General features: G+C 47.6%; 19 protein-coding genes and 1 pseudogene. 8 read left to right on the forward strand and 12 right to left on the reverse strand.

The window, feature by feature from the left end; translation table 11 throughout:
- A partial coding sequence (locus C504_RS0115850; protein WP_018690353.1) for a tyrosine-type recombinase/integrase occupies positions 1–1175 on the forward strand: 1175 nt, incomplete at its 5' end.
- Between the two features lie 374 nt (positions 1176–1549).
- Here C504_RS0115850 and C504_RS0115855 read toward each other — a convergent pair.
- Positions 1550–2476, reverse strand: a complete 927-nt coding sequence (locus C504_RS0115855; RefSeq protein WP_026317581.1) for a LysR family transcriptional regulator — start codon at positions 2474–2476, stop codon at positions 1550–1552.
- Between the two features lie 202 nt (positions 2477–2678).
- Between C504_RS0115855 and C504_RS0115860 the strand changes: the two genes are divergently transcribed.
- From C504_RS0115860 to C504_RS0115870, 3 genes are all read left to right on the forward strand, one after another.
- Entirely contained in the window at positions 2679–4343 is a 1665-nt protein-coding gene (locus C504_RS0115860) for a GMC family oxidoreductase (protein ID WP_018690355.1), read from the forward strand.
- 37 nt (positions 4344–4380) lie between these two features.
- Positions 4381–6891 carry a CoA transferase gene (locus C504_RS0115865; protein WP_018690356.1) on the forward strand — a complete coding sequence of 837 codons (2511 nt, stop codon included), beginning with the start codon at positions 4381–4383 and terminating at the stop codon, positions 6889–6891.
- A 166-nt stretch (positions 6892–7057) separates the two neighbouring features.
- A complete protein-coding gene (locus C504_RS0115870; protein ID WP_026317582.1) occupies positions 7058–8704 on the forward strand; it encodes a BCCT family transporter in 1647 nt (548 codons plus the stop codon).
- Positions 8705–8759: 55 nt separating this feature from the next.
- Here C504_RS0115870 and C504_RS0115875 read toward each other — a convergent pair whose 3' ends face one another.
- The 7 genes from C504_RS0115875 to C504_RS0115905 form a co-directional block, all read right to left on the reverse strand.
- Positions 8760–10172 carry an FGGY-family carbohydrate kinase gene (locus C504_RS0115875; RefSeq protein ID WP_018690358.1) on the reverse strand — a complete coding sequence of 471 codons (1413 nt, stop codon included), beginning with the start codon at positions 10170–10172 and terminating at the stop codon, positions 8760–8762.
- A complete protein-coding gene (rhaM, locus tag C504_RS0115880; RefSeq protein WP_018690359.1) occupies positions 10173–10487 on the reverse strand; it encodes an L-rhamnose mutarotase in 315 nt (104 codons plus the stop codon). It abuts the gene before it with no gap.
- Positions 10487–11497: an ABC transporter permease gene (locus C504_RS0115885; RefSeq protein ID WP_018690360.1), complete on the reverse strand. Its 1011-nt coding sequence runs from the start codon at positions 11495–11497 to the stop codon at positions 10487–10489. Before C504_RS0115885 ends, rhaM begins: the two co-directional genes overlap by 1 nt.
- Entirely contained in the window at positions 11494–12477 is a 984-nt protein-coding gene (locus C504_RS0115890; RefSeq protein ID WP_018690361.1) for an ABC transporter permease, read from the reverse strand. Before C504_RS0115890 ends, C504_RS0115885 begins: the two co-directional genes overlap by 4 nt.
- A complete protein-coding gene (locus C504_RS0115895; protein WP_018690362.1) occupies positions 12474–14006 on the reverse strand; it encodes a sugar ABC transporter ATP-binding protein in 1533 nt (510 codons plus the stop codon). Before C504_RS0115895 ends, C504_RS0115890 begins: the two co-directional genes overlap by 4 nt.
- A 63-nt stretch (positions 14007–14069) precedes the next feature.
- Complete coding sequence (gene rhaS / locus C504_RS0115900; RefSeq protein ID WP_018690363.1) at positions 14070–15065, reverse strand: rhamnose ABC transporter substrate-binding protein; 996 nt, start codon at positions 15063–15065, stop codon at positions 14070–14072.
- A 33-nt stretch (positions 15066–15098) separates the two neighbouring features.
- A complete protein-coding gene (locus tag C504_RS0115905) occupies positions 15099–15914 on the reverse strand; it encodes a DeoR/GlpR family DNA-binding transcription regulator (protein ID WP_018690364.1) in 816 nt (271 codons plus the stop codon).
- A 182-nt stretch (positions 15915–16096) separates the two neighbouring features.
- Between C504_RS0115905 and C504_RS0115910 the strand changes: the two genes are divergently transcribed.
- From C504_RS0115910 to C504_RS18625, 3 genes and pseudogenes are all read left to right on the forward strand, one after another.
- Positions 16097–18214 carry a bifunctional rhamnulose-1-phosphate aldolase/short-chain dehydrogenase gene (locus tag C504_RS0115910; protein ID WP_018690365.1) on the forward strand — a complete coding sequence of 706 codons (2118 nt, stop codon included), beginning with the start codon at positions 16097–16099 and terminating at the stop codon, positions 18212–18214.
- Positions 18215–18235: 21 nt separating this feature from the next.
- Positions 18236–19480: an L-rhamnose isomerase gene (locus C504_RS0115915; RefSeq protein ID WP_018690366.1), complete on the forward strand. Its 1245-nt coding sequence runs from the start codon at positions 18236–18238 to the stop codon at positions 19478–19480.
- A 104-nt stretch (positions 19481–19584) separates the two neighbouring features.
- Positions 19585–19760 (forward strand): annotated as a pseudogene (locus tag C504_RS18625) (transposase); the annotation flags it as partial.
- 24 nt (positions 19761–19784) lie between these two features.
- Here the strand turns inward: C504_RS18625 and C504_RS0115920 are convergent.
- The 4 genes from C504_RS0115920 to C504_RS0115935 all read right to left on the reverse strand — a co-directional run bounded on the left by C504_RS0115920 (position 19785) and on the right by C504_RS0115935 (position 23348).
- Entirely contained in the window at positions 19785–20543 is a 759-nt protein-coding gene (locus C504_RS0115920; RefSeq protein WP_018690367.1) for a hydroxypyruvate isomerase family protein, read from the reverse strand.
- Complete coding sequence (otnC, locus tag C504_RS0115925; RefSeq protein WP_026317585.1) at positions 20540–21190, reverse strand: 3-oxo-tetronate 4-phosphate decarboxylase; 651 nt, start codon at positions 21188–21190, stop codon at positions 20540–20542. The genes C504_RS0115920 and otnC overlap by 4 nt, the downstream gene beginning before the upstream one ends.
- A complete protein-coding gene (gene otnK, locus C504_RS0115930; protein WP_018690369.1) occupies positions 21187–22428 on the reverse strand; it encodes a 3-oxo-tetronate kinase in 1242 nt (413 codons plus the stop codon). The genes otnC and otnK overlap by 4 nt, the downstream gene beginning before the upstream one ends.
- A gap of 125 nt (positions 22429–22553) precedes the next feature.
- Positions 22554–23348, reverse strand: a complete 795-nt coding sequence (locus C504_RS0115935) for an HpcH/HpaI aldolase family protein (RefSeq protein ID WP_018690370.1) — start codon at positions 23346–23348, stop codon at positions 22554–22556.
- A gap of 376 nt (positions 23349–23724) precedes the next feature.
- Between C504_RS0115935 and C504_RS0115940 the strand changes: the two genes are divergently transcribed.
- Positions 23725–24375, forward strand: a complete 651-nt coding sequence (locus tag C504_RS0115940) for a GntR family transcriptional regulator (RefSeq protein ID WP_018690371.1) — start codon at positions 23725–23727, stop codon at positions 24373–24375.
- Positions 24376–24441: the final 66 nt, after the last annotated feature.

Below are 24441 nucleotides of genomic sequence, written 5' to 3' on the forward strand. Positions count from 1 at the left end.
TAACTGAACTTTCTATCCAGCGCTTATCTGTAAATGCAGGTGAAAGATACGATGTCTTCGATACATTGACGCCTGGATTGGTGCTCAGAGTCGGATCCAAAGGCCGCAAGTCGTGGTCTCTTATGTACAGAATTGCCGGTCGTGGTGAGGATGGTATGCGGGGCAAATTGCAGCGCCTGACACTAGGCCAGTACCCTATCGTTAAGTTGGAAGAGGCCCGTGAAAAAGCACGGATGGCATATCAGCACGCAGAGGAGGGGAATGATCCTTCGGATCTTAAAAAGTTAGAACTTTTGCGGCGTAACGCCTGCCGTTTTGAAGTGGTATGCGAAGAGTTTATCGAGCTCTATGTAAAGCCTCAAACGAAGAAGTGGAAAGATACTGAGAGTCTTCTAAGGCGCTTTGTAATTCCTGAATTTATAGGTCTTCAGATTTCCGAAATTGACAGAGGTAAATGCTTTCAGTTGCTTGATACCGTGACCGCTAAGCGTGGTGAAGCTATTGCACGTGAAGTTAGAAAGCATCTTGTCAAATTTTTAAACTGGTCTGCGGATCGCGGATACATTGCCGTAAACCCGCTGGCGGGTGCCAAAATGCCGAGCCTTGTTTATGTACAGCGAGAACGGGTTCTGAGCGCAGAAGAAATAGAAAAGATTTGGCGTGCTGCTGGAGAAATTGGATACCCATTTGGTCCATTCGTAAAGCTACTCATTCTTACTGGTCAGCGCCGAAATGAAATTGCGAAAATGCAAGTGAGGTGGTTCACGAAGGTAGATGGCGTCCCGGCAATTGAAATTCCCGGTGCCATTCGAAAAACAAAACGCCCACAGCTACTTCCTGTCACGGAGGAAATTGCAAAAGTTCTGTCAGATCTCCCCGTTTACGAAGGCGCGGATCACTTGTTTTCTACCACCGCTGGGCACAAGCCAATTTCAGGGTTTTCGAAAGCTAAAACTAGAATCGACCGAATAGTGGGCTTCTCTGATTGGACCTACCACGATATTCGCCGGACTGTTGCTACGGAGCTTGCAAGAAGGAAAGTACCCCAAGAGCATATTGAACGCGTTTTAGGGCATGAAGTTGGCGGTGTTCAAGGCACTTATAATCTCTATAGCTATCACGATGAAAAGCGCGAGGCATTGGCGCTTTGGGGTGCTGAGTGGGCTGATAAATGAGTCTTATGCAATTGCATTTAGCTGGTGTATTGATTGCATAAATAGCAATGTAAGCATCATGTCACAGTTATCAGTGACTATCTACTTTAATCTATTTCTCTCATCTTCCAATTACCGTTAATGCTTCTGCTCAAACTGCATAAGGCCGGCAAAGATTTTACCCAAGATTAGAAGGTTGCTGCGTGGACACCGACAACTGAGACATAGCCTTCCGATTCTTAGAAACACACGCAATTTGGGTTTCTGAGAACTTCGATTGTTTTGACGGAAGTCTTCTTATTTAGCAGAGAGTATAAATGGAAGATTTTGAATTTAGATGATCCGATTTCGTGGGTGCAGATCAACCCCATTGTGCCGCATGAATAGATAGTCGCTCATCGATCTTTCATGCGAAGATCCCAGATGGAATTAATAACATCAAAGAGGGCGGAGCTTGTATTTTTGTCTTTGTTGCGCTCCAACGTAACGATGCTCAGGCAAGCAGGTACGGAAAGCGTTTCGCATATCGAAAGGCCAAAAGATTGCCGTTGGTGAAGCGCGATGGATTCCCTGCAAAGGCTTAACCCAACGCCTGATCGCACCATTTCCAGCATTGATGCTTCCTGATCAACAAGCGCGACGATGTTTTGCTTGCAGCCATGTTTATCGAAAATAGAAGTAAGCAAACGATTGTGAACGGATGTCTCAGGTGTTCCGATCCAAGGTAGCTTTGCCAACTCAGTCCAATCACTCGTTTTTATACGGTTCTGCCAGCCTGCGGGCGCGATCACGCGGTAAGAAAAATCTGCTAATTTCACGCTGTGAATGGGTTCATCGCCAACCATATGATCCATTAAATTTGGATCACTTAAATAAAAGCCTGCATCAATTTGGCCGCGTTTTAAGCGGTTCAATATTTCACCGCTCACGCCGTGCATCAATTCCGTCGCAATATCAGGAAAATCTGATCTTAATTGATGGAGTAATCGACCAAGGCGGATGAATTCTGGGTCGACGATAGTGCCAATTTTGAGGGTGCCAGTTACACGGTCAAACTGTTGCCGTGCGGTCCGGCGAAAGTCACTCATGGCCACAAGCACCGCTTCTGCTTTTTGCAAAATGGCCGCGCCGTCCTGTGTAATTTGCAGGCCATTAGGTGTTCGTTGAAACAGTTGAACACCGGTTTCAGCGCTCAGCCGCTTTAGCTGATGACTGACGGCAGGCTGCGTTAAATTTAATAACTCAGCTGCGCGAGATACACTGCCCTCACGGGCAACGGTTACAAAAGCTTGGATATTGTTGAGATTGAAAAAGCGTTCCATATAAAATTTTGTAATATCACTATGTACCATTTGTCATTAGGAAAATCCGAAATTTTCCATATTCTAAGTTCAGATGACGCGCTTGGAGGAGGCGTGGCACGTCTTGAGTATGTAAATAGCACCACATTTGCGTGTAATTTTTCAAACCGTGATCTGCTCTTCTCCTTCTTTCGTTGTCTTTTAAAGAGTTGGAAGGCGGCGCATGTCTGAATTTAATAAAGAATTTGATTTTATCATTATTGGTGGCGGTTCCGCTGGTTGCCTGCTCGCCAATCGGTTGAGCGCCGACCCCGCAAATCAAGTTTTGCTCGTTGAGGCTGGAAAGCCTGACACTTATCCATGGATACATATTCCGGTTGGATATCTTTACTGCATAGGTAATCCACGTGCGGATTGGATGTATAATACTGAACCCGACAAGGGGTTGAACGGGCGTATATTGCGCTATCCGCGCGGTAAAACGCTTGGCGGATGCTCATCCATCAACGGCATGATCTACATGCGCGGTCAGTCGCGTGACTATGACAATTGGGCAAAGCTGACAGGCGAAGATGCTTGGAACTGGGAAAATGCGCTCGATTCTTTTAAGGCTCATGAAGACCATTATAAGCTTGATGATGGCGCAGACCCTGCAACGGGTAGTAATAGCCGGTTTTCAGATATGCACGGGCATGGCGGTGAATGGCGCATAGAAAAGCAGCGCTTGCATTGGGATGTGCTGGATAAATTTGCTGACGCCGCTGTGGAAATGGGCGTTGAAAGAACGGATGATTTCAACAGTGGTGATAATAGCGGTGTTGGCTATTTCGATGTCAACCAACGTTCAGGCTGGCGTTGGAACACAACAAAAGCCTTTTTAAGACCCGCAAAGACGCGTCAAAATTTGACAATTTGGACTGAGGCACAGGTCGAAATATTAAAAATTGAACCAGCAAATGATGGTAGTTTGCGGTGTGTCGGCGCCCTGATAAATTATGGCGGTTCATCAATTTTTATTCGTGCAAAACGCGAAGTTATCCTATCGGCAGGATCGATAAATTCTCCGCAAATCTTACAGATATCAGGTATTGGTTCTGCACCATTATTAAAGGCTCACGGTATTGAGGTTCATGTTGATGCGCCTGTCGGTGAGAATTTGCAGGACCATCTTCAAATCAGGGCTGTGTTTAAAGTTAAAGGCACGCGCACACTCAACACAGTGGCAAAAAGCCTGTTTGGAAAAGCGATGATCGGCGCAGAATATTTGTTCAAGCGCTCTGGCCCAATGAGCATGGCGCCTAGCCAGCTTGGCGCATTTACACGATCTGATCCTAGCCGTTCTCATGCTAATCTGGAATATCATGTTCAACCGCTCAGCTTGGAAGCGTTCGGCGAAGATCTACATGATTTTCCTGCGATGACCGTGAGTGTTTGCAACTTAAATCCGACCAGCCGCGGTACTGTGCAAATCCGTTCAAATGATTATCGCGACCCGCCTAAAATTTCACCGAATTATCTTGCAACTGAAGATGATCGTAAAGTTGCAGCAGACAGCTTGAGACAAGTGCGCGAAATTATGGCGCAGCCCGCAATGCAGATTTATGAGCCAGAGGAATATAAGCCCGGCATTCAGTATCAAAGCGATGATGACTTGGCGAAGCTCGCAGGAGATATCGCTAATACAATTTTCCATCCTGTCGGTACGGTCAAAATGGGACGTTCAGATGATCCTACGGCGGTGCTTGATCCGCATTTGCGCGTCAAAGGTGTTGATGGGTTGCGTGTGGTCGATGCGAGCATCATGCCCGAAATTGTCAGTGGCAACACAAATTCCCCAACGCTGATGATCGCTGAAAAAGCTGCCGGATGGATATTGTCTGGGCAGTGATGCGCGGCCGTGAGTTTGCTTTTTTCCTGGAGATACTATGTCTACCTCTTTTTCCAAACTACCTTTGAGCGGCGTTAAAGTCGTTGATTTTGGCCAGTATATCGCTGGTCCAGCGGTTGCAATGTTGTTGGGTGATCTTGGCGCGACTGTCGTTCATATTGACCCGCCTGAGGGACCAATGTGGGATAGCCCTGCCAATGCAAGCCTTATGCGCAATAAGCTCATTGTTAATCTTGATTTGAAAACAAAAGATGGGTTGGACAAGGCGCTGTCTTTGTGTGCTGAAGCGGATATTATCATTGAAAATTTCCGTCCGGGTAAATTGGCAAAACTGGGGGTCGATTTTGCCGTTTTACGGGAGAAACATCCGGCGTTAATTACTGTGTCACTGCCAGGCTTTGCATCCAATGATGCGGAGCGGTGCGAGCTGCGCGCTTTTGAAAGTGTCATCGCGGCAAGCTCGGGCGTATTTACAGATATGGGCTTGAATCGTGTATTGATGGGATTGAGCCCGTCTTTTTCACCACTGCCATTAGCATCAGCTTATGCATCTCAAATTGCAGCGTCAGCAACAGTGCTTGCTCTTCAATCGCGTCAATTGACGGGGCTCGGTGATCAAATAGAAGTGCCGCTTGCTGCAGCCGTGATGGAGGGGTTGTGCTACAACTCGATCAAAGTTGCAGACATGCCGGTGCGCTATTTAACACAGCGCGAAGTTGAGATCGAAAGACGGCGCATCGAAGGCCTTCCAATGAATGTGCCTTACGATGAATTGCAAGAATTGCTCGACCCATTTTTCCGCAGTTATATGTGCAAAGACGGCCGTATGTTTTATGTTGTTTGTCCGAGCCATAAATATCATGCGCGACGCTGCCTTGAGGTCTTAGGCATATATGAGGAAATGGTCGCCGAAGGGTTGAGTGAGGAAGACGATACTTACAAGCCTCATGCAGAGTGGGCGTCTGATACGTCACTTGGCGTTTATCCAATGCCAAAAGTTTGGGCCGATAAAATCGCCGCTCGCATGAAAGATGTGTTCATGACGCGAACATCGCACGAATGGAAACGTATGTTTGGTCGTGCTGGAATTCCCGGTGCGCCGCAGCGGTGGTTACAAGAATGGATTAACGACGAATACGCTGAAATGTCTGGCTTAATGATTGATGTCTGGGATCCAGAATATGGGGAGATGACGCAGCCAGGGCCAGTGGTGTGGATGGAGGAGAGCGGTGAAGAAGCGCTGAAACCAGCAGCGCGCCGTTCTGTTGAATTTGAAGAAGCATTAAAGACATTACGTAAATTTCGCACCGAATTGCCTGACCCTACAGATGCCATAGAGCAGGAAGGGTGGCTTTCTGGTGTGCGTGTGCTTGATATGTGTAATGTGATCGCTGGCCCTCATTCGGTCAGCTATCTAGCGCGGTTTGGTGCGGAGGTCATTAAGCTAGATCCTGCTAAGCCGCTTTATGATAGTTGGAACACTGTTGTTTATGGTCTCAGCCAAGGACGCGGTAAGCGTTCAATCTTGGCTGATGCGACTTCTGAACACGGGCGAAAAGTTTTTGAAGATCTTATCAAAACAGTTGATGTCATTGTTTGGAATGCTCCTGATAGTCAGATTAAGCGTATGGGGCTTGATGCAGAAAATCTGCGTAAGCTTAATCCGAATGCAATTTTCTGTAAGCTCGATTGTTTTAGCGGTGTGCGTCGCGGCGTGCGGACAGATTTTATCGGTTATGATGATCTCGTGCAGGCTACGACAGGTATTATGCTGCGCTTTGGCGGGGCTATGGACCGTCCAGAAGAGCACGCACATGTTGGTACGATTGATGTGATGTGCGGCTTTGGTGGTGCCTTGGCTGTTGCAAGCGCGCTTTATCAAAAACATCGTTTTGGGCGCATTGGACGCGGTCGCACGTCGCTTAGTGCAAACAGTGGATTGCTGCAAATACCATTTTGTTATGACTATAAGGGACGCAGTCTTTTTGATGAACCATCAGGCCCTGATGTCAATGGTTACAATGCTTTAAGCCGATTTTACAGCACAGCATCGGGAATCTACATATTGCTAAGTGCGTATGAAGCAGATCTTCCCAGATTTAAGAATGTGCCTGACTTAGAAGAACTGCCGGAGATAGATGAGGAGAACCGTGCATCTTTTCTAGCAACAGCTTTTCAGATGTATCCTGCAACTGAATGGATTGAGCGATTAAGGGCGGCTGATATTGCCTGCGCTATTTGTGATAATATAGATGCATTGCGTGCGGAAAATACGCATGAAGCAGACGGTACGACGGGCGTGGATAACGGCAGCTATTCGTTCTCAGTTTACCGCGATCATCCTAGTGGTCATGAGATAACGCAGCTCGATCCATATGCAGTTCGCAGCAAACGTGGGCGCGTGTTTGCATTATCTCCAACAGAGAAGTTTGGTAGTTCAACAAGACTGATTTTGAGTGAGCTTGGTTATAGCGACACGGCAATAGAAGCGATACTAAAAACCGATCAACTGAGTGAAAGCTGGAGTGAGGAATATCTGCCGAGTTGATTTATAAATTGGTGCATCGCTTCAATGAGAAGCACTGATACCTAATGGCATACAGGCCTTTGCGGTCTGTTTTCCACATAACCGCATCACATAGGCAATGGCGAACACCAGTGTGGTCGCCAGCTGGAGAGGCTTGCCTGATGCACCACGCCATAAAGGAGGAGATATGGCCAAACTACCCCCATTAATGAAACTACCGATAGAAACCGCAGACAGCGGCTTTTATTCTGGTTTCAGCAAACATGTTGCAATCACATCCAAAATACTGGTTAGCGCACTTATTGTGTGGGCCATATCAGTTCCAGAAAATGCAGCGACTGTACTCAATGCGCTCAATGGCCAGATGCTTAAGAATTTTGCAAGCTGGTATATTTATGTCGCTGCAGTGTTCTTAATTCTATGTGCCGCATTGGCAGTGCTACCCGCAACTGGACGTTTAAAACTGGGACTTGCAAATGATAAGCCAGAGTTTTCAAACTTCTCATGGTTCTCCATGATGTTCGGTGCAGGAATAGGCATCGGCATGCTTACTTTTGCCACGGCAGAACCAATGTATCATTTTGCCACGAACCCAAATGTTATCAAGGGCGAAGTGGTCGGGTATTCTGCGGAAAATGTTACACCAGCTTATGTCTGGTCTTTCCTACATTGGGGATTATCTGCTTGGGCATGTTATGCGCTGGTTGGGTTATCCTTGGCATATTTTTCATACCGTCGTAATTTGCCTTTAACGATCCGTTCTGGACTGACGCCTTTGTTTGGCAAGCACCTATCTGGCGGCTTGGGACATGTTGTTGATATTGTGGCTGTCGTTGCCACCATACTTGGCGTTGCTCAAACTTTAGGATTTGGCGTTGAACAGTTTGTTGCCGGATTGAGCCGCATTGGAATTGGCGAGTGGATTATCAATGCCGATGGGAAGCCTAGCTCTGCTGGTGTTGTTTTTGCCCTCATTGTTATTCTTGGCGCTTCAACATTGTCAGCGCTCTCAGGGGTTGGCAAAGGTATTAAATGGTTGTCGAACCTGAATATGGGGCTTAGCTTTTTCTTGCTTGCGTTCTTCTTGCTGTTTGGGTCGACCTTTTTTGGCTTCAATTCTCTTTTTTGGGGATTGCTGGAATATTTGCTACAGTTGCCAAAACTACTTTTCACAGTTTGGCACACTGACGGTACTGAAACGGGAGACGCGCTTGCTTCATGGCAAGGTGGATGGTCCGTCTTCTACTGGGCTTGGTGGATTGCTTTCGCACCCTTCGTTGGTGTTTTCCTTGCTCGAATATCCAAAGGCCGGACAATTCGCGAATATGTCTTGGGCTCTGTCGTGATCCCATCATTAATGTGTTTTTTCTGGTTCACCGTCGTTGGCGGTACTGCAATTGACCTAACCTTGAATGGTTCAGCAGGTGATGCCATTACGGGTGCAGGGCAGGAAAGCCAGCTATTCGTTATGCTGGAGCTTATTTTGTCGGGTGGATTTGCGTGGATTATGACCGCTATTGTCGTGGTTCTTCTGCTCACCTATCTCGTTACCACCGCAGATTCTGCAATTCTGATTGTGAATACAATTAATGCTGCAGGCGAAGAAAGCCCTAAAGGCAGCGCTCACATAATTTTCTGGGGTGTCGCACTTAGCTTCGTGGTTGGCGGTCTGCTCATTGTTGGCGGCTTAGGTGCGATTAAAACCGCAATGGTAATTGGCGCATTGCCATTTAGTCTCGTCATGTTCTTAATGTGCATTGCGCTCATCAAGGCCGTTGTTCGAGACGCTATCCGCGATAAGAATGGCATCCAAAGCGTTCATATTGATAACTAAAAAGAAAAGAGGCATTTTTAAAATGCCTCTTTTTGCCCGTTCTTATAGGCATCAATCAGGTAAAAGTTGATGAAGGTTTGCGCTTCATATTTCGGACTGCTTCATGCCAACTATCGGCATATGAATTTAAGTGATTGCTTTTTGTGCAGTCTATTTCTTGCTCGCTTGTTGCGCTGTTAAGTTTGGCGATCGCACTATCATCAGCGCTGAGCATAGCCGCACCAATGCTTGTACCTGTTGCACTTTTGGATGCAGCAATAACAGGCCCTTGAGTGGCTGCCGATAACATATCGAGAAATGGACGATTACGCGAAAACGGGCCTTCAACGATGATTGGTCCTTGCGCTCCGATCAGGTTCAAACAGACGGATGTCATCATCGCCAGATAAAACGAAATAGCCGCGTAGCGCACACCATCAGCAGGCTCATCGCCCAGCCATTTTTGTCCATAGCCTTGAAACGGGCCGGAGCGATTTTCTGCCGCGGGCAGCAGGTAGATTTTCTTTTCCAAAACGGTGGCAATGTCATTATTACTGCAATCAGCGGTTTGGCCTTGCAACAATAGGTCATATTCGCGCCCGCCCATAAAGCGTGCCGATGGCACTGCATCGCCAAAGGCGCTCACATTGACCAGAGTGTCACGTGCTGGATCGGGCTTAATGTTGTTGCCTTCAATTGCCATGCAGATGACCCATGTGCCCGATGATACTACGCTGAACGGGCCTTTGCGTTGGCGTAAATTCGGATAAAGCGAAGCGTTGGAATCATGGATACCGCAATAAACAGGAACATTGGCAGATATGCCCGTTTCAGAGGCAATTTTCGGTGTGATCGTTCCCAAAATATCGTTGGCTTTGCGGATCGGTGCTAAAAGTTTGCCCCAGCCGGTCAGGGTGCAAAGCGATGATAATTTGTTTTCCCAAGGGTTCCACAAATCCGTGTGACATCCAAGTGACGTGACTTCTGTTGCCAGAACACCTGTTAACCGAAATGCCCAATATTGTGGATAGGTGACGATTGATTGAACTTGTGAAAATTCCTTAGCAAATAACGTTTGTTGCCAAAATAATTGTGCGCCAAGATTAAGACCGAGCGGCAATTCTGGCGATCCGGTTTCTGCAAAATTGGGGCGTATTTTTTGGTAGGTGGGTTTGGTTGTATCAGGCCCATCATGCTCATAATCAAGCATCGGTAATGCAAGTTGTCCGTCATTATCCAGTAATACAGCCGACGCACCATGCGTTGTAATAGAAATTGCCGAAATGGGGTGTGAATCGTTGAGCGCACGAAGCGATTGAACGATAAATTTCCATAGACCTTCTATGTCAAAATGCGGATAGGGCGCTTTATTTAAAACGCTGTTGGGCGTGGTGCGTACCGCGATTTCAGACCAGTTTTCTTTGTCAACGATCGCGACCTTTGCGTTGGTCTTTCCTATGTCGATAACAGCTATGAAATTTGTCATCATCTAATCCATATGGAAGACGTTAAGAAGCGGCACTGCTACCGGAGATTGATCCGCATTTGTTTCCATTATGTCGGCCATGTAAGCCCACCATTTTTGCATAATAGGGTGGGAGGGCAAGTCGTCCATAGTGTGATTATCTTTGCGCCATAGGACCGCGAATAATACGGATGTTTCGGCATCAAGATGGATAGAATAGTCCGATATGCCAGCCTTCTTCAAAAGCGCATGAAGATCAGGCCAAATTTCATCATGACGCTTTTTATATTCAGCTTCGCAACCGGCTTTAAGTTGCATTTTGAACGCGACCTTTTCCATTACGCTTTGCGTCCTGCGCGTGCGGCGTTGGCCATAGTCCAAAGGCGCGGCAAGGCAATCACTGCAATAAGCAGCAGGCCGATGAAAATCGACATCACAATGCCCGGTACATTCAAAAGGCCAAAGCCAAAGGTCACCATACCCATTATCAATGCGGCAAGAACTACGCCTGGAATAGTGCCAGAACCACCCAAAATATTGACGCCGCCAAGCACGACCATTGTTACAATTTCAAGCTCCCACCCAAAGGCGATAGAGGGCCGTGTTGAACCAAGGCGCGAGGTCAAACACACAGCTGCAATACCGGACATTAGGCCTGTTAAGAGGAATAAAATGAACTTGACGCGCTCGACGCGAATGCCAGAAAACTTTGCGCCAATCGGATTGTTACCGATGGCATATACTGCACGTCCAAAATTCGTCTTATGTAAAATAACCGCATAAATAAGAGCAAAGATTACAAACAACACCAGTTCAAACGAGATAACCCACCAGACATAACCTTGGCCGAAAAATGCAAAGCTGGATGGATAGCCATTATAGGCTGTATCACCGAGAACGATGTATGAGATGCCTCTGAACAGGCTCATTGTACCAATGGTAACAACGATGGACGGCAGGCCCAACCGAGTAACCAAAACGCCGTTGAACGCACCGCATAAAACACCAACGGTAAGTCCGGTTAATACCAGCGTGGGCGTGTCGAACCCTGCTTGCATCATAAAGCCCATAGCCGTTGATGCTAATGCGACAATCGACGCGACAGATAGATCGATTTCACCTGACACAATTAGCATTGCCATTGCAAAAGCAATCATTGCCTTTTCGGTGAAGTTGAATGTCGCATCCGATAGGTTCCACGGATTTAGGAAATAGGGCGATGAAAGTGCATTGATGACAAACACCATCACCGCAATGATCACGAGCAAGGTTTCCCAGCTTTTAAGCGCTCTTTGGTCGCGCGAAGTCAGGCGGTCGGGAATGTTGCGTGCGGTAAAATCATTGCTCATTGTGCATGCTCCGCTTTTTTAAGAATAATCCGGCCTTTTTTGCGCTCGGATCTGGCATTGACCGCAACAGCAATAATGATTGCGGAACCAGAAATTGCCAACTGCCAGAAGGGGGAAATATCAACAACGGGTAGGGCGTTTTTGATAATTCCAAGGAATAAAGCGCCCAGCACAGCCCCGCCAATTGTGCCGATACCGCCAGCAATGGATATACCGCCAATGACACAAGCAGCGACGACTTCTAATTCAAACCCGCCTGCAATATCGACATAGGCAACCGCATAGCGCGATACCCACAGATAACCACAGACACCGGAAATCGCACCAGCAATGACAAAAGCCATAAAGCGTGTGAAGCCGACATTGATGCCTGTGTAAACGGCAGCATGAGGATTACCGCCAACCGCATAGAACGCGCGCCCTAATGGAGTGCGCACAACCAGTAAGTAAAACAGAATAATGGTGACAACTGCCATCCAAGACAGAACGGGTAGGCCTAATAATTCATAGCGCGGAAATGCCTTGAAAGAGGCACTCATCTCATGGGCGTTGATCCATGCGCCGTTAGATACGAGGAAGATAATACCGCGATAAATTGTCAATGTGCCAAGTGTAACGACGATGGGTGGAATGTCGACTTTCCAAACCAGAATACCGTTGATGGCACCTAAAAACGCCCCCAGTGTTATGGCAACCAATAACAAAACTGGAACGGGAAGGTCAGGCGCTGCGACATTAATGAGGCCGACGACCATACCTGTGAGTGCAAGGTTTGATGCTACGGAAAGATCAATGCAGCGCGTCAAAATAACAACCATCTGGCCAAGAGCCAGCATGATGAGAATGGATGTGTCTTGAAAAACGCTCGCCATATTTTGAGGAGCGATGAACCCAGAAAAGCGTGTTGAAATAAGGCCAAGCAAAATCAATATTGCCAGAACAAGAAGCGCTTCACGCGATTTGATAAACTGCTTTATCATGCTGCTTTCTCCTTGATACCTGCGGCGGCGCGGACCAGCTTTTCGGCGGTCATTTCACTGCGGGTAAATTCACCTGCTTTGCGGCCTTCGCGCATAACGATTGTGCGATCAGCCATGCCTAAAATTTCGGGCAGTTCAGATGACACCATGATGATTGCCAACCCATTGGCTGCGAGCTCGCCCATAAATTCATGCACGGCGGCTTTTGAACCAATATCAATGCCTTTTGTCGGCTCATCGACAATGATGACACGTGGCTGAGTAGCCAACCATTTGGCAATGACCACCTTTTGTTGGTTTCCACCTGATAGTTCGCCAATATCTTGATCGAGAGATGCAGCACGCAGATCAAGCCGCGCGGTATATTCTCGCGCTAGTTTGAATTCTTCAGCCAGTTTTAAAAAGCCCTGTTTTGACGTTTTGTGCAGAGAGGGCAGGGTGACATTTTGGAAAATCGGCAGGCCGATAATTGCGCCCTGTTTGCCGCGATCTTCGGGCACATAAACAATGCCGCGCCCAATCGCTTCTGCCGGAGAACGTACAATCGCAATTTCACCAGCGATTTTTATCGCGCCTTTGGATGGCTTGGTAATGCCGAATAATGCCTGCATCAATTCACTTCTGCCAGCGCCGACAAGGCCATAAAATCCTAGAATTTCACCTTCGCGTAAATCGAAGCTCATGTCTTCGAATTCAGTTGGATGGCTGTAACCACTAACGGTCAAAATAGGGTCGCCAATTTTGACTTCTTTTTTCGGATAAATTTGATCAACGGAGCGGCCAACCATCATCGTGACCAATTCATCTTCGCTCACATTTTTAATTAAGCCTTCGCCAGCCATCTGTCCGTCGCGGAAGACCGTGTAGCGGTCGGCAATGCGAAATATCTCATCGAATTTATGACTGATGAATAAAATTGCTTTGCCGTCAGCTTTAAGCTTTTCGACCAAGTCATAGAGTTCAGTAATTTCTTTGTGCGAGAGGGCCGCGGTTGGTTCGTCCATAATAACGACCTGTGCATCAACAGAAAGCGCGCGCGAAATAGCAACCATATGTTTGCTGGCAATGCCCAAATCGCGCAGGCGTGCGGTTGGTTTAATGTCCGCGCCTACCTGCTCAAGAATGGCTTGCGCGTTCGCGTTCATTTTGGCGCGGTCAATAAGACCAAATAGGCCCCGCGGCGCATGGCCGATAAAGATGTTCTCTGCAACAGATAGGTCGTCAAATAAAACTGTTTCTTGATGGATGGCGGTAACGCCCGCAGCTGAGGCCGCATGGGCATTTGGAAATTCTGTTTTTTGTCCGGCAACTTCAATCGTGCCAGCGTTGGGCTGATAAATGCCCGTAAGTATTTTTACGATTGTTGATTTGCCCGCACCATTTTCACCAACAAGTGCAGTAACTTGACCCGGGTACAAGTTTAGCGAAACATCCGATAAGGCTTTAACGCCTGGAAATTCTTTCGAGATACCGCGCAATGAAAGCGCAGCTTTGGTCGTTTTATGCGCGGTGGGGTCCGAGGTAAGCATTATACGGGCCTTTTTGAAAGGAAAACGGGCGTCACCATTGGCGCCGCCCGTCCGTTATGTTGATTAGAAAATGTCTTTGAAGTCAGCGACGTTTGACGCGTCATAGACAAATGGATCGGCCATTGCGCCTTCCGTATTGTCATCAAGCGTCACAGCGCCCATGCGGCCCATTAGAATTTCCGCACCGGCTTCTGCTGTCGCTTTGCCAGAGGCAAGGTTGTAAGCGATCATTGTTGCTGAATATCCAAGATCAATAGGGTTCCAGATCGCGAATGATTTGGATGCGCCGCTATCAACATGGCCTGCCATTTCAGATGGAAGGCCAAGGCCAGTCACATTGATTTCGCCAGCTTTACCTGCATCTGTAACCGCTTGCGCAGCTGCAACGATACCCACTGATGTCGGGGCAATGATTGCCTTCAAATTAGGGTGAGACTTCATAAGGCCTTGTGCTTCTGTGTAGGACTTATCAGCTTTGTCGTCGCCATACACTGTCGCTACAACATTGACGCCAGGATAGTTGCCCATAACCTTGTTCATTTCCTCAATCCAAGTGTTTTGGTTTGTGGATGTTGTTGTTGCAGAAAGAACCGCGACATCGCCGCCGTCTGGCAGATTGTCGGCAGCCAGCTTGATAATCATGTTACCGATTAGCGGGTTTGATGATGGGTTTAGGTGCATTTGGCGACCTTCTTTGGCAACGCCTGAGTCCCAAGAAATAACGGTGATGCCACGGTCCATTGCTTTTTTGAGCGTTGGCACCAAAGCATCCGTGTCGTTCGCCGATACAGCAATCGCGTCCACATTCTGAGCGATCAATGAGTTGATAACTTCGATTTGGCCTTCTGCGGTTGTATCAGTAGGGCCAGTGTAGATGATTTCCACATCACCAAGTTCTTTGGCTGCTTCTTCAGCGCCTTTTGCAGCTGCTTCAAAAAAGCCAATGCCAAGTGCTTTGACGACAAGCGCAATACGCTTTGTTTCCTGCGCTTGGGCTGGTGAGATCATGATCGTTGCTGCGACAGCGGCTGTCGTCAGTAGTTTTTTTAGAATGCTCATAGGTTCCTCCCTGGTTTAGGCATTCGGATATATTCATCCAGCAGCGTTAGCTGCCGTTGAAGCGGCGTCATTCCTTACATGTGCGGCGATGATTAATTCGACACCAGCAGCCTCCAAGATGCTGGCGGATTTATCATCTATGCCGTCGTCCGTGATGATCTTGGTGATCCGATCAAGCGGACACAAAATAAGGCTGGAACGTTTTTTGAATTTTGATGAATCGGCCAAAACGATTAGCTCGTCTGCCTGATTAATGAGTTTTTGTTCAGCTTGAATGAGTAGGGGGTCAGCCTCCATCAGACCAAGAGGTCCAAGGCCCTGCGCGCCCATAAACATGCGTTTGGCGTAGAAATTGCGCGTAACATCATTGTCGAAAGGACTCAGGATAATGTTTTGCTCGCGGTAGATTACACCGCCTGATACGACAACCGTGTTCTTGGAATTTTTGAGCAGGTGTTCGGCAATTGGAAAAGAGTTGGTGAAAACCTGCAAGCGCCGTGAGGCGAGTGGATGCACCATTTGAAACGTCGTTGTGCCACCATTAATAATGATTGGATCGCCATCTTCGCAAAGTTCAGCAGCTTTCAACGCGATGGCACGTTTTTGCGCTGTATTTATCGTTTCGTTGACGCTGAATGTGCGCCCAGCCAAACCGACAAATTGCGGAGGACTAATTGATTCAGCGCCGCCGCGCACACGGCGCAGCTTTTTTTGCACATGCAATGTTGCAATGTCGCGCCTGATCGTAGCCTCGGAAGATTCGGTTAGCTCCACCATTTCTTGAACAGTGACAACCGGTTTTTCCTGTACAGCAGACAGTATAATTCTGTGGCGTTCGCTCTCGTGCATTGATGGCCTCCCAGCCAAAACATCACACTGAAATAGATCGTTGTCAATCACAAACAATCAAAAATAATCATGACGCAGTGCAGTATGACGTTTTTTGATTGTTTGTGATTGACAATCTGTCGATCTTGAACGATTTTGCGCAAAGAAGTCCGTGAGAGACACCGGGCTTATGGGAGAAAACTATGCTCGATACCAACAAACCGACTGATTCACATATCACCAATTTGGAAAATAAATGGGATGATAGCCGTGCCAAAGGCATGAGCGAGCCGGAACTTTTGCTCTATCGATCAAACCTTTTAGGTTCTGATAAGCGGATTACCAACTATGGCGGTGGCAACACGTCGGCCAAGGTGATGGAAAAGGATCTGCTGTCCGGAGACATGGTCGAAGTGCTATGGGTTAAGGGCTCGGGCGGCGATGTTGGTTCCATTAAAATGGATGGTTTCTCAACGCTTTATATGGACAAGTTGCGGGCGCTGAAGAATATTTATCGCGGTCTTGAGTTTGAAGACGAGATGGTTGGCTATCTGCCACATTGTACGTTCAATCTTAATCCACGCGCGGCGTCCATCGACACGCCGCTGCATGCTTATGTTCCGAAAAAACATGTCGATCACATGCATCCCGATGCGATTATCGCAATTGCTGCGGCAAAGAATTCAAAAGAGCTTACGCAAGAGATTTTTGGCGACAGTATCGGCTGGTTGCCTTGGAAGCGTCCGGGCTTTGAGCTTGGTCTTTGGTTGGAAAAGTTCTGTGTTGAAAACCCTGATGCCAAAGGCGTTGTATTGGAAAGCCATGGTCTTTTCACATGGGATGACGATGCTAAAAAATGCTATGAACTAACACTAGAGATCATTCAAAAAGCAATGGATTGGTTTACGGCAAAAACGGCAGGACAGGCAGCTTTTGGTGGCGCTAAACATCAAAGCATTGATGCTGATGCCCGCCACGTTGTTGCATCGCGATTGATGCCTGCTATTCGCGGTATGGTGTCCGCACAGCAGCATATGGTTGGCCATTTTGATGACAGCGATGCAGTGCTTGAATTTGTTAACGCCCATAATATGGAAGCGCTGGCAAAGCTTGGCACATCATGCCCAGACCATTTTTTGCGCACAAAAATCCGCCCGCTGGTTGTTGACTTTAATCCTGCTAATCCCGATGTCGATGCGACTTTGCAGGGTCTCGAAGCTGCAATTGCTGCTTACCGCGAAGATTATGCGGCCTATTATGAACGCTGCAAGCATGATGATAGCCCGCCAATGCGCGATCCAAACGCGGTTGTTTATTTGGTGCCGGGTGTGGGTATGATTACCTTTGCTAAAGACAAGGCAACGGCGCGGATTTCAGGCGAGTTCTACATCAATGCAATCAATGTGATGCGTGGCTCTTCAGCGGTGTCAGAATATTGCGGTCTGCCAGAACAAGAAGCATTTGATATTGAATATTGGTTGCTCGAAGAGGCCAAATTGCAGCGCATGCCAAAGCCAAAGTCTATGGCGGGACGTGTCGCATTGGTCACAGGCGGCGCTGGCGGTATCGGCTCTGCGACAGCTGAGCGCTATTTGTCAGAAGGTGCCTGTGTTGTGCTGGCCGATATTGACGAGACAGCGTTAAAGGCTGCTGGTGATAATTTGAGCGGCCGTTACAGCCGCGATGTTGTGCGCACAGTACTGATGAATGTCACGGACGAGACGGCAGTGATCGGTGCATTCGCGGACGTATCGGTTGAATATGGCGGTGTTGATATTCTGGTGTCTAATGCGGGTATCGCCAGCTCTGCGCCTGTGGAGGAAACCACATTGGCGCTATGGAACAAGAATATGGATATTCTATCGACCGGATATTTTCTTGTGTCGCGTGAAGCTTTCAAAGTTTTGCGGGTGCAGGATTTGGGCGGTTCAATTGTGTTTGTTGCATCTAAAAACGGCCTTGCCGCTTCGCCAAATGCATCGGCTTATTGTACAGCGAAAGCTGCTGAAATTCACTTGGCACGTTGTTTGGCGTTGGAGGGTGCGGAAGTCGGTATTCGGGTGAATGTTGTCAATCCTGATGCGGTGCTTAAGGGCTCTAAAATCTGGTCCGGCGAATGGCTTGATCAGCGCGCCTCAACCTACCAGACAGACAAAGACGGGCTTGAAGACATGTACCGCCAACGCTCGATGCTTAAACGTTCGGTTCTGCCGGAAGATATTGCAGAAGCGGCTTATTTTCTTGCTTCTGACGCGTCTGCAAAATCGACGGGCAATATTATCAATGTCGATGCCGGCAACGTGCAAGCGTTCACACGCTAAACTGGTTTGGGAGGACCGATTATGTCTGATTACAAAAACGCAGCAGATGCTTTTGCTGCATGGGGTGTGGACACGGACGCAGCTTTAGAGCGTCTCAAATCCATACCGATTTCTATGCATTGCTGGCAAGGCGACGATGTTGTTGGCTTTGAGAAAAAGTCAGGCAATTCGGGCGGCGGTATACAGGCAACGGGTAATCATCCAGGTCGTGCACGCACACCAGATGAGCTGCGCGCTGATCTTGAATTTTCCTATTCCATGATACCGGGAAATCACCGGCTAAATCTGCATGCTATGTATTTGGATAGCGATGAGACACCGGACCGTGATGCAATCGAATATAAGCATTTTGAACCATGGGTAGAGTGGGCGAAAACGCAAAAGATTGGACTTGATTTTAATCCGACATTCTTTGCTCATGACAAGGCAGACGACAATTTGACATTGTCGCACCCCGATCAGGGTATACGTGATTTCTGGATCGAGCACGGCAAACGTTCACGCGATATCGCCGCGCATATTGGCCGCGAGATGGGGTCGGCCTGTGTCAATAATATCTGGGTGCCGGATGGCTATAAAGACATTCCTGTTGATCGTTTAGCCGCACGCAAGCGACTTGAGGCTTCACTTGATGCGATGACTGCACCCAGTCATGATAAGGCGCATCTGCTTGATGCGGTTGAAAGCAAATTATTTGGTATCGGTGTTGAGGCATGCACCGTTGGAAGTCATGAATTTTACCTTGGTTACGCAATCCGCAAGCAAATGTTGCTTTGCCTTGATATGGGCCATTTTCACCCAACCGAGAACATTGCCGATAAACTGAGTGCTGTTTCATTATCGCTTGATCGAATATTGCTTCATGTTTCGCGCCCAATGCGCTGGGATAGTGATCATGTGATCTTGCTTAATGACGATATTTTGGCTGTAGCACAGGAGCTTGTTGGAGCCGATCTGCTGGAGCGTACATCTATTGGCCTTGATTTCTTTGATGCCACGATCAGCCGCACGGCTGCATGGATTATTGGGACGCGCAATATGCAAAAAGCGCTTTTGCGTGCTTTGTTGCAACCATTGAGGCAATTGAAAAAGGCTGAAGCGGGGCTCGATTTTACATCTCGCCTAATGATGACCGAAGAGATGAAAGATTTGCCATATGGTGCGGTCTGGTCAGAATTTTGCAACCGCATGGATGTTCCAAACGGGCTGCACTTGATCCGTAGTCTTGAGACATATCAAGCTTCGGTGACTGAGCGTGGGATGTGATGTTGGTTGAGTTTGCTCCATTGCTAGTCTGCCCCCAGTAAATTGGACCATTTAAAGCTGGAATTTTCCACTTATAATCCCTGCTGAGGGAGAAGGAGAGTTCCATAAAAGCATCGAAGTTTTCAGAAACGCTAATCGCGTTTGTTTTGAAGCAGGCTGAGGGTGATGCTTCTGTTGCCGAAGTCTGTCGCAAGGCCGGGATCGGCGTGGCGACGTGTTATAATTGGCTTAAGAACTATGCCGGCTTATGCCATCTGAGATGAAGCGTCTGCGGCAGTTGGGGAGCAGTTCAAGGTCAAATGCTCTAACTTAATTGAAATTGATCTCGCCAGCTCAGCCCAACCTCAACCGCTTTTTTTGGGTTGTATTCACATCCGAAAAAACCACCGTAACCTGCTGCTAAGAATTCTCTCAAAGCGATGCCATAGTCGATACTTCCTTGGTTTGGTTCTGCCCGTTCTGGAAATGACGCTATTTGGATGTGGCCGATCCGGCTTTTGTGTTTATGGAACTGCTCCATCATCGCTCCATGCTCGGCTTCGATATGGTAGCAATCGAACAAAATACGTAATCGTGGATTATCAATCTCATCCAAAATCTCGGCGGCCTGATCAATGTCATGCAGGAAATAATCGGGCATTGCGGCACGGCAAATTGGCTCGATTAGTATCGTAATATCGCTTGCATTGAGTGCATGGCGAAGCGCGCGTAAATAACTGCTACGATTACCTTCATCACCTGTACGTCCAGCGAGAACATGAATTGAACCAGCACCGATCCGCTGGGCGGTCTCTATGGCGATGTCGATATCTTTTAGTGCTTCTTTTTCGCGTGAGGCTATGGCTGCACAACCGGCTGTTTCGCCCATACGTACATTTAGCCCTAATACTCGTAACCCAGCCTCGGTAAGTACATCGGACAGCGCTAATGTGTCAGCCTGTTGGGCTTCGTCATGGAACTCAACGGCATCAAAACCACACGCGGCGGCTCTACGAATACGATCAATAAAGGGCAACTCTTTCCATAGGAAACCGGTATTGGCAGAAAAGCGATAATGGTTCATGCGTTAGCTTCCGGATTATATTTGCGGTTGAGCTCGGCAATTTGCGAAGATGTTAGATGTCGAGGGGATAGGCCGCGCGTTAGGATTGCTAGTTTTGCCGTCTCTTCTAGTTCCTCTATTGCATTGACCGCACCTTCAAGATCATGCCCCGCAACGACAGGACCGTGGTTTGCTAACAATACAGCCGAACGTCTGCCGCCGAGCCCACGTAATGCGTCCCCCATTGCTGTATCTCCAGGCATGAATACCGGAAGAAGCTTCACACGTCCGAGGCGCATAATCGCATAGGGTGTAAGCGGCGGTAAAACATCGTCGGGGTTTATGTCAGGTAGCATAGACAATGCAACGGAGTGGGTGGAATGAAGATGCACGACCGCACCAGTTGAAGTACGTGTTTCATAAAATGCACTGTGAAGTGGCATTTCTTTTGTTGGGGCATCGCCGCTCTTATGTCTCATGTTTTTGTCAAACAGACTAAGTCTTGCAGGATCGAGTGCTCCAAATGAGCTGCCTGTCGGGGTTACAAGTAGTCCGCCGTCGTCCAGCCGCACAGAAATGTTTCCCGATGCTCCACCTGTTAGCCCGCGGTCAAACATCGATTTTGCAAGTCGGCAGATGGACTCTCGTAAATTGGATTCTATAGTCATGTTTCCTCCAATTTTTGGGCAGCATGCGTAAAAAAGTTTTCAGCGCCGAAATTACCGGATTTCAATGCCAATACCAGATTACGACCTGATACGCGCAACGCTGGTACGCCAACGGCAATTGTAGGCCCAATCTCCAGTGTGTCGGCCTCAAGCGCTTCGACGACTGCACCTGAAGTTTCGCCGCCAGCTGTAATTAGTCGAACGAAGTCAGCTTCAACTGCCGCTCTGGCCAATTGTGCGAAGAAATTTTCAACGATTTGTGCGGACTTTTCAGTTCCAAATTTTTGTTGATTATTTTTAATTACTTGTGGGTCATCGGAGGTGTAGACCAATGGTAAAGTAGTTTGCGCCATTGCCCAATTAATCACATCGTTCACGGTTTCTTGGCCGTCGAATAGGGCTGACACGTCAATTCTGTGTTGGGCCCCTCCATTTTCACGATGATAGGCAATTTGCGTCCGCGTCGTCTTTGAGCACGAACCAGCGATTGCAAGCGCAGGACCTTTTTCACCGCGCCAAGACGCTAAGCTATGTGTAGTGCCTATTAGAAGCTCAGGTAGACCAATCGCTATACCTGATCCTCCGGTGATAAGGGGAAAGCCCTCAGCAGCTTTTCCAAGCGCTTTCAAATCGCAGTCAGAGATGGCATCACAAACGATAATTTGCCGTCCGGAGTTCGTTTCGCTTACTAGTGCTTCTCTTGCTTTCCCATTGCGAATATCATCAAGCGTCAGATGTCCAACGGGGCTTTTGGTTTGATATCCAAGCCAGCGCCTAATGTCAGGATCTACCATCGGGGTTAAAGGGTGCGCCTCCATGCCGCTTTCGCTTAATAAACGATCGCCTACGAAGAGGTGTCCTTGGTAGATTGTTCTGCCAGTTGCAGGGAAGGCAGGACAAACGATAACGGGAGCGGATGTGCCCACTTCTTCAATCAGCGCTTCAATAACGGGTCCAATGTTGCCATCGCGGCGTGAATCAAACGTCGAACAATATTTAAGTAAGATTTGTTGGCAGCCTTGATCGCGAAGCCACCGATAGGCGGCAAGGGATGCTTTTACAGCATTTTCCACCGGCATGGTCCGTGTTTTGAGCGCCACAATGCCAGCTTCCACTTCGTTGTCTGCAGGTTTCGAAGGTACGCCAACATATTGTGTGGTACGTAAACCACCGTTTGCTAATGTTAGCCCTAAATCCGATGAACCTGTGAAATCGTCACCAATTGCGCCTAAAATCATTGAGTGCTCCATGGTCGTTAGCGCCATTGCCAATGTTTGCAGTAGATAATTCTTGCATAAGTAATGGCAGTGGTGTTGGCGCCTATAGGCGCGTTGTTTATGTGTTGATCAAACTGTTCGGTCTATCAGTACCCGCCAGCTTTCATCTGTATGCCGACTTCAGAACCTCTTATGGTCGCAACCGCAGATCTAAGCTCACGTGTTAGGGCACCTAAATCATTGCCCGGTGTTACAAGATCAAAGCCTTGCTCCACTCTGGCCCGTGCAGCTTCTCCATTTGCGCAAAATACACCCGCTAACTTCTTTGCCGCACGTGTTCGCTCCAGAACTTGTGCAATAGCTTCAGCTGTCGCAGGACCGTCTGTGCCCTGGCCGGGGCGTTCGCCATAGGCCAGCGCAAGATCATTTGGTCCAATGTAAATCATGTCAACGTCTTCAACAGATAGAATTGCGTCGATGTTTTCTACTGCCTCGCACGTTTCTATCATGGGAATAACTAGAATTTCATCATTGGCATTAGCGAAGTAATCATCTCCGCCATATAGAAGTCCGCGTGAGGGACCAAAAGAGCGGCTGCCTTGGCTTGGATATTTACATGCGCTTGCAAATGAGCGTGCGTCTTCTTCCGTCGATATCATTGGGCAGATTATGCCGTAAGCACCTGCATCAAGTATATGCATGATTTGAGCTGCATCATTACAGGACACGCGCGCTAGGGGCACTGCATCCGTTGTTGAAATAGCTTGAAACATGGTCAGGCCAGTATCAAACCCGATCATTCCATGCTGAAAATCAATGGTGACGCTGTCAAAACCTTGTCGCGCGACACCTTCAGCGGCATAACTAGAGCCTATAGAGAGCCAAGCATTTATTGCTGGCCGTCCTTCGGCAAAAATTTCTTTCAACTTATTCTTACGCATGCGTTTTGTCCTTTAGAAGACGTGCTTACCAACGAAGTTCCATTTGGCTTCTTCGCTGTTTCAATTTTCATTGGTGCTCTGGCAGCACACAAAATTCCCTCACATGGTTCACTTTTTTAATAAATAATGTCAACATAATTGTTAACATTATTTATGTGGAAAAGTTATTTGCCGCTGTGTTATCAGGTAATTTTGAATTTGAATTTTTCTGTAAAGTCTAGCGTTTGGTGTTTGTTCTGGCTTGCTGAGTTTGTTTATTGCAATAAAAATGTGGGAAGAGAGGTTTCGTTGTTGCGCAACAATAATATTGACAATCTACAGATCAAATTCCAATAAAGATTTACCGATCTTGGTGCGTTAAAGGGTCAATTTAGTCATGACAGACGAGATAATCAGTCGAATCGAAGAAGATATAGTATTTGGAGTTTATCCTCCTGGAGGTAAGCTGGTGGAGGATCAGCTTGGCGAAAGATTTGGTTTATCGCGCTATAATCTTCGTTCGGCACTCTCTATTCTTCAGGAGAAGGGGTTGGTTGAAAAGATTCCCAATCGTGGAGTGCGTGTAATTGAACCTACGCCAAAAGAGATTGATGAACTGTATGAAATCCGCCTGTTGTTGGAAAGCCATGCGGCTTCGCAGACCCCTTTGCCAGCTCATCCGTCATTAATTGAAAGTCTTGAAATCAAGAATCAAGAACACAAAGAGGCTGCAGCTAAGGGGGATCTTAGGGCCGTTTTTCGTCACAATCTCGCTTTTCACAGTATTCAATTTTCTGCTTGTCCTAACGAAAAGCTTCGAGATGCAATAGAGCAATATGCACGCAAGGTTCATATCGTTCGAGCGGTAAAGTACTTTGATGCTAGTCATCTTGAGCGGGTAATTCAGCAGCATGCTGCAATTGTAAGCTCTTTACGTGGGTCGGACACGTGGACTTATGTTCAGGCCGTACGCGAACACATACCTGCCTCCAGTCAAGCTTATCGTACCGCCTATGAATTAAAGTACGGCGTTTCAGGAGCGTCTTGAGGATTGTTAGAAAAAATGTTAACAATTTAGTTGACAATAATGAATTATATGCTGAATGTATGCTGA

The organism is Ahrensia kielensis DSM 5890, assembly GCF_000374465.1.
Taxonomy (GTDB): Bacteria; Pseudomonadota; Alphaproteobacteria; order Rhizobiales; family Rhizobiaceae; genus Ahrensia; species Ahrensia kielensis.

Excerpts from the sequence above, each read along its gene's own strand:
- C504_RS0115855 (WP_026317581.1), bottom strand. The coding sequence starts at position 2,476 with ATGGAACGCTTTTTCAATCTCAACAATATCCAAGCTTTTGTAACCGTT.
- C504_RS0115860 (WP_018690355.1), top strand. The coding sequence starts at position 2,679 with ATGTCTGAATTTAATAAAGAATTTGATTTTATCATTATTGGTGGCGGT.
- C504_RS0115865 (WP_018690356.1), top strand. The coding sequence starts at position 4,381 with ATGTCTACCTCTTTTTCCAAACTACCTTTGAGCGGCGTTAAAGTCGTT.
- C504_RS0115870 (WP_026317582.1), top strand. The coding sequence starts at position 7,058 with ATGGCCAAACTACCCCCATTAATGAAACTACCGATAGAAACCGCAGAC.
- C504_RS0115875 (WP_018690358.1), bottom strand. The coding sequence starts at position 10,172 with ATGATGACAAATTTCATAGCTGTTATCGACATAGGAAAGACCAACGCA.
- rhaM (WP_018690359.1), bottom strand. The coding sequence starts at position 10,487 with ATGGAAAAGGTCGCGTTCAAAATGCAACTTAAAGCCGGTTGCGAAGCT.
- C504_RS0115885 (WP_018690360.1), bottom strand. The coding sequence starts at position 11,497 with ATGAGCAATGATTTTACCGCACGCAACATTCCCGACCGCCTGACTTCG.
- C504_RS0115890 (WP_018690361.1), bottom strand. The coding sequence starts at position 12,477 with ATGATAAAGCAGTTTATCAAATCGCGTGAAGCGCTTCTTGTTCTGGCA.
- C504_RS0115895 (WP_018690362.1), bottom strand. The coding sequence starts at position 14,006 with ATGCTTACCTCGGACCCCACCGCGCATAAAACGACCAAAGCTGCGCTT.
- rhaS (WP_018690363.1), bottom strand. The coding sequence starts at position 15,065 with ATGAGCATTCTAAAAAAACTACTGACGACAGCCGCTGTCGCAGCAACG.
- C504_RS0115905 (WP_018690364.1), bottom strand. The coding sequence starts at position 15,914 with ATGCACGAGAGCGAACGCCACAGAATTATACTGTCTGCTGTACAGGAA.
- C504_RS0115910 (WP_018690365.1), top strand. The coding sequence starts at position 16,097 with ATGCTCGATACCAACAAACCGACTGATTCACATATCACCAATTTGGAA.
- C504_RS0115915 (WP_018690366.1), top strand. The coding sequence starts at position 18,236 with ATGTCTGATTACAAAAACGCAGCAGATGCTTTTGCTGCATGGGGTGTG.
- C504_RS0115920 (WP_018690367.1), bottom strand. The coding sequence starts at position 20,543 with ATGAACCATTATCGCTTTTCTGCCAATACCGGTTTCCTATGGAAAGAG.
- otnC (WP_026317585.1), bottom strand. The coding sequence starts at position 21,190 with ATGACTATAGAATCCAATTTACGAGAGTCCATCTGCCGACTTGCAAAA.
- otnK (WP_018690369.1), bottom strand. The coding sequence starts at position 22,428 with ATGATTTTAGGCGCAATTGGTGACGATTTCACAGGTTCATCGGATTTA.
- C504_RS0115935 (WP_018690370.1), bottom strand. The coding sequence starts at position 23,348 with ATGCGTAAGAATAAGTTGAAAGAAATTTTTGCCGAAGGACGGCCAGCA.
- C504_RS0115940 (WP_018690371.1), top strand. The coding sequence starts at position 23,725 with ATGACAGACGAGATAATCAGTCGAATCGAAGAAGATATAGTATTTGGA.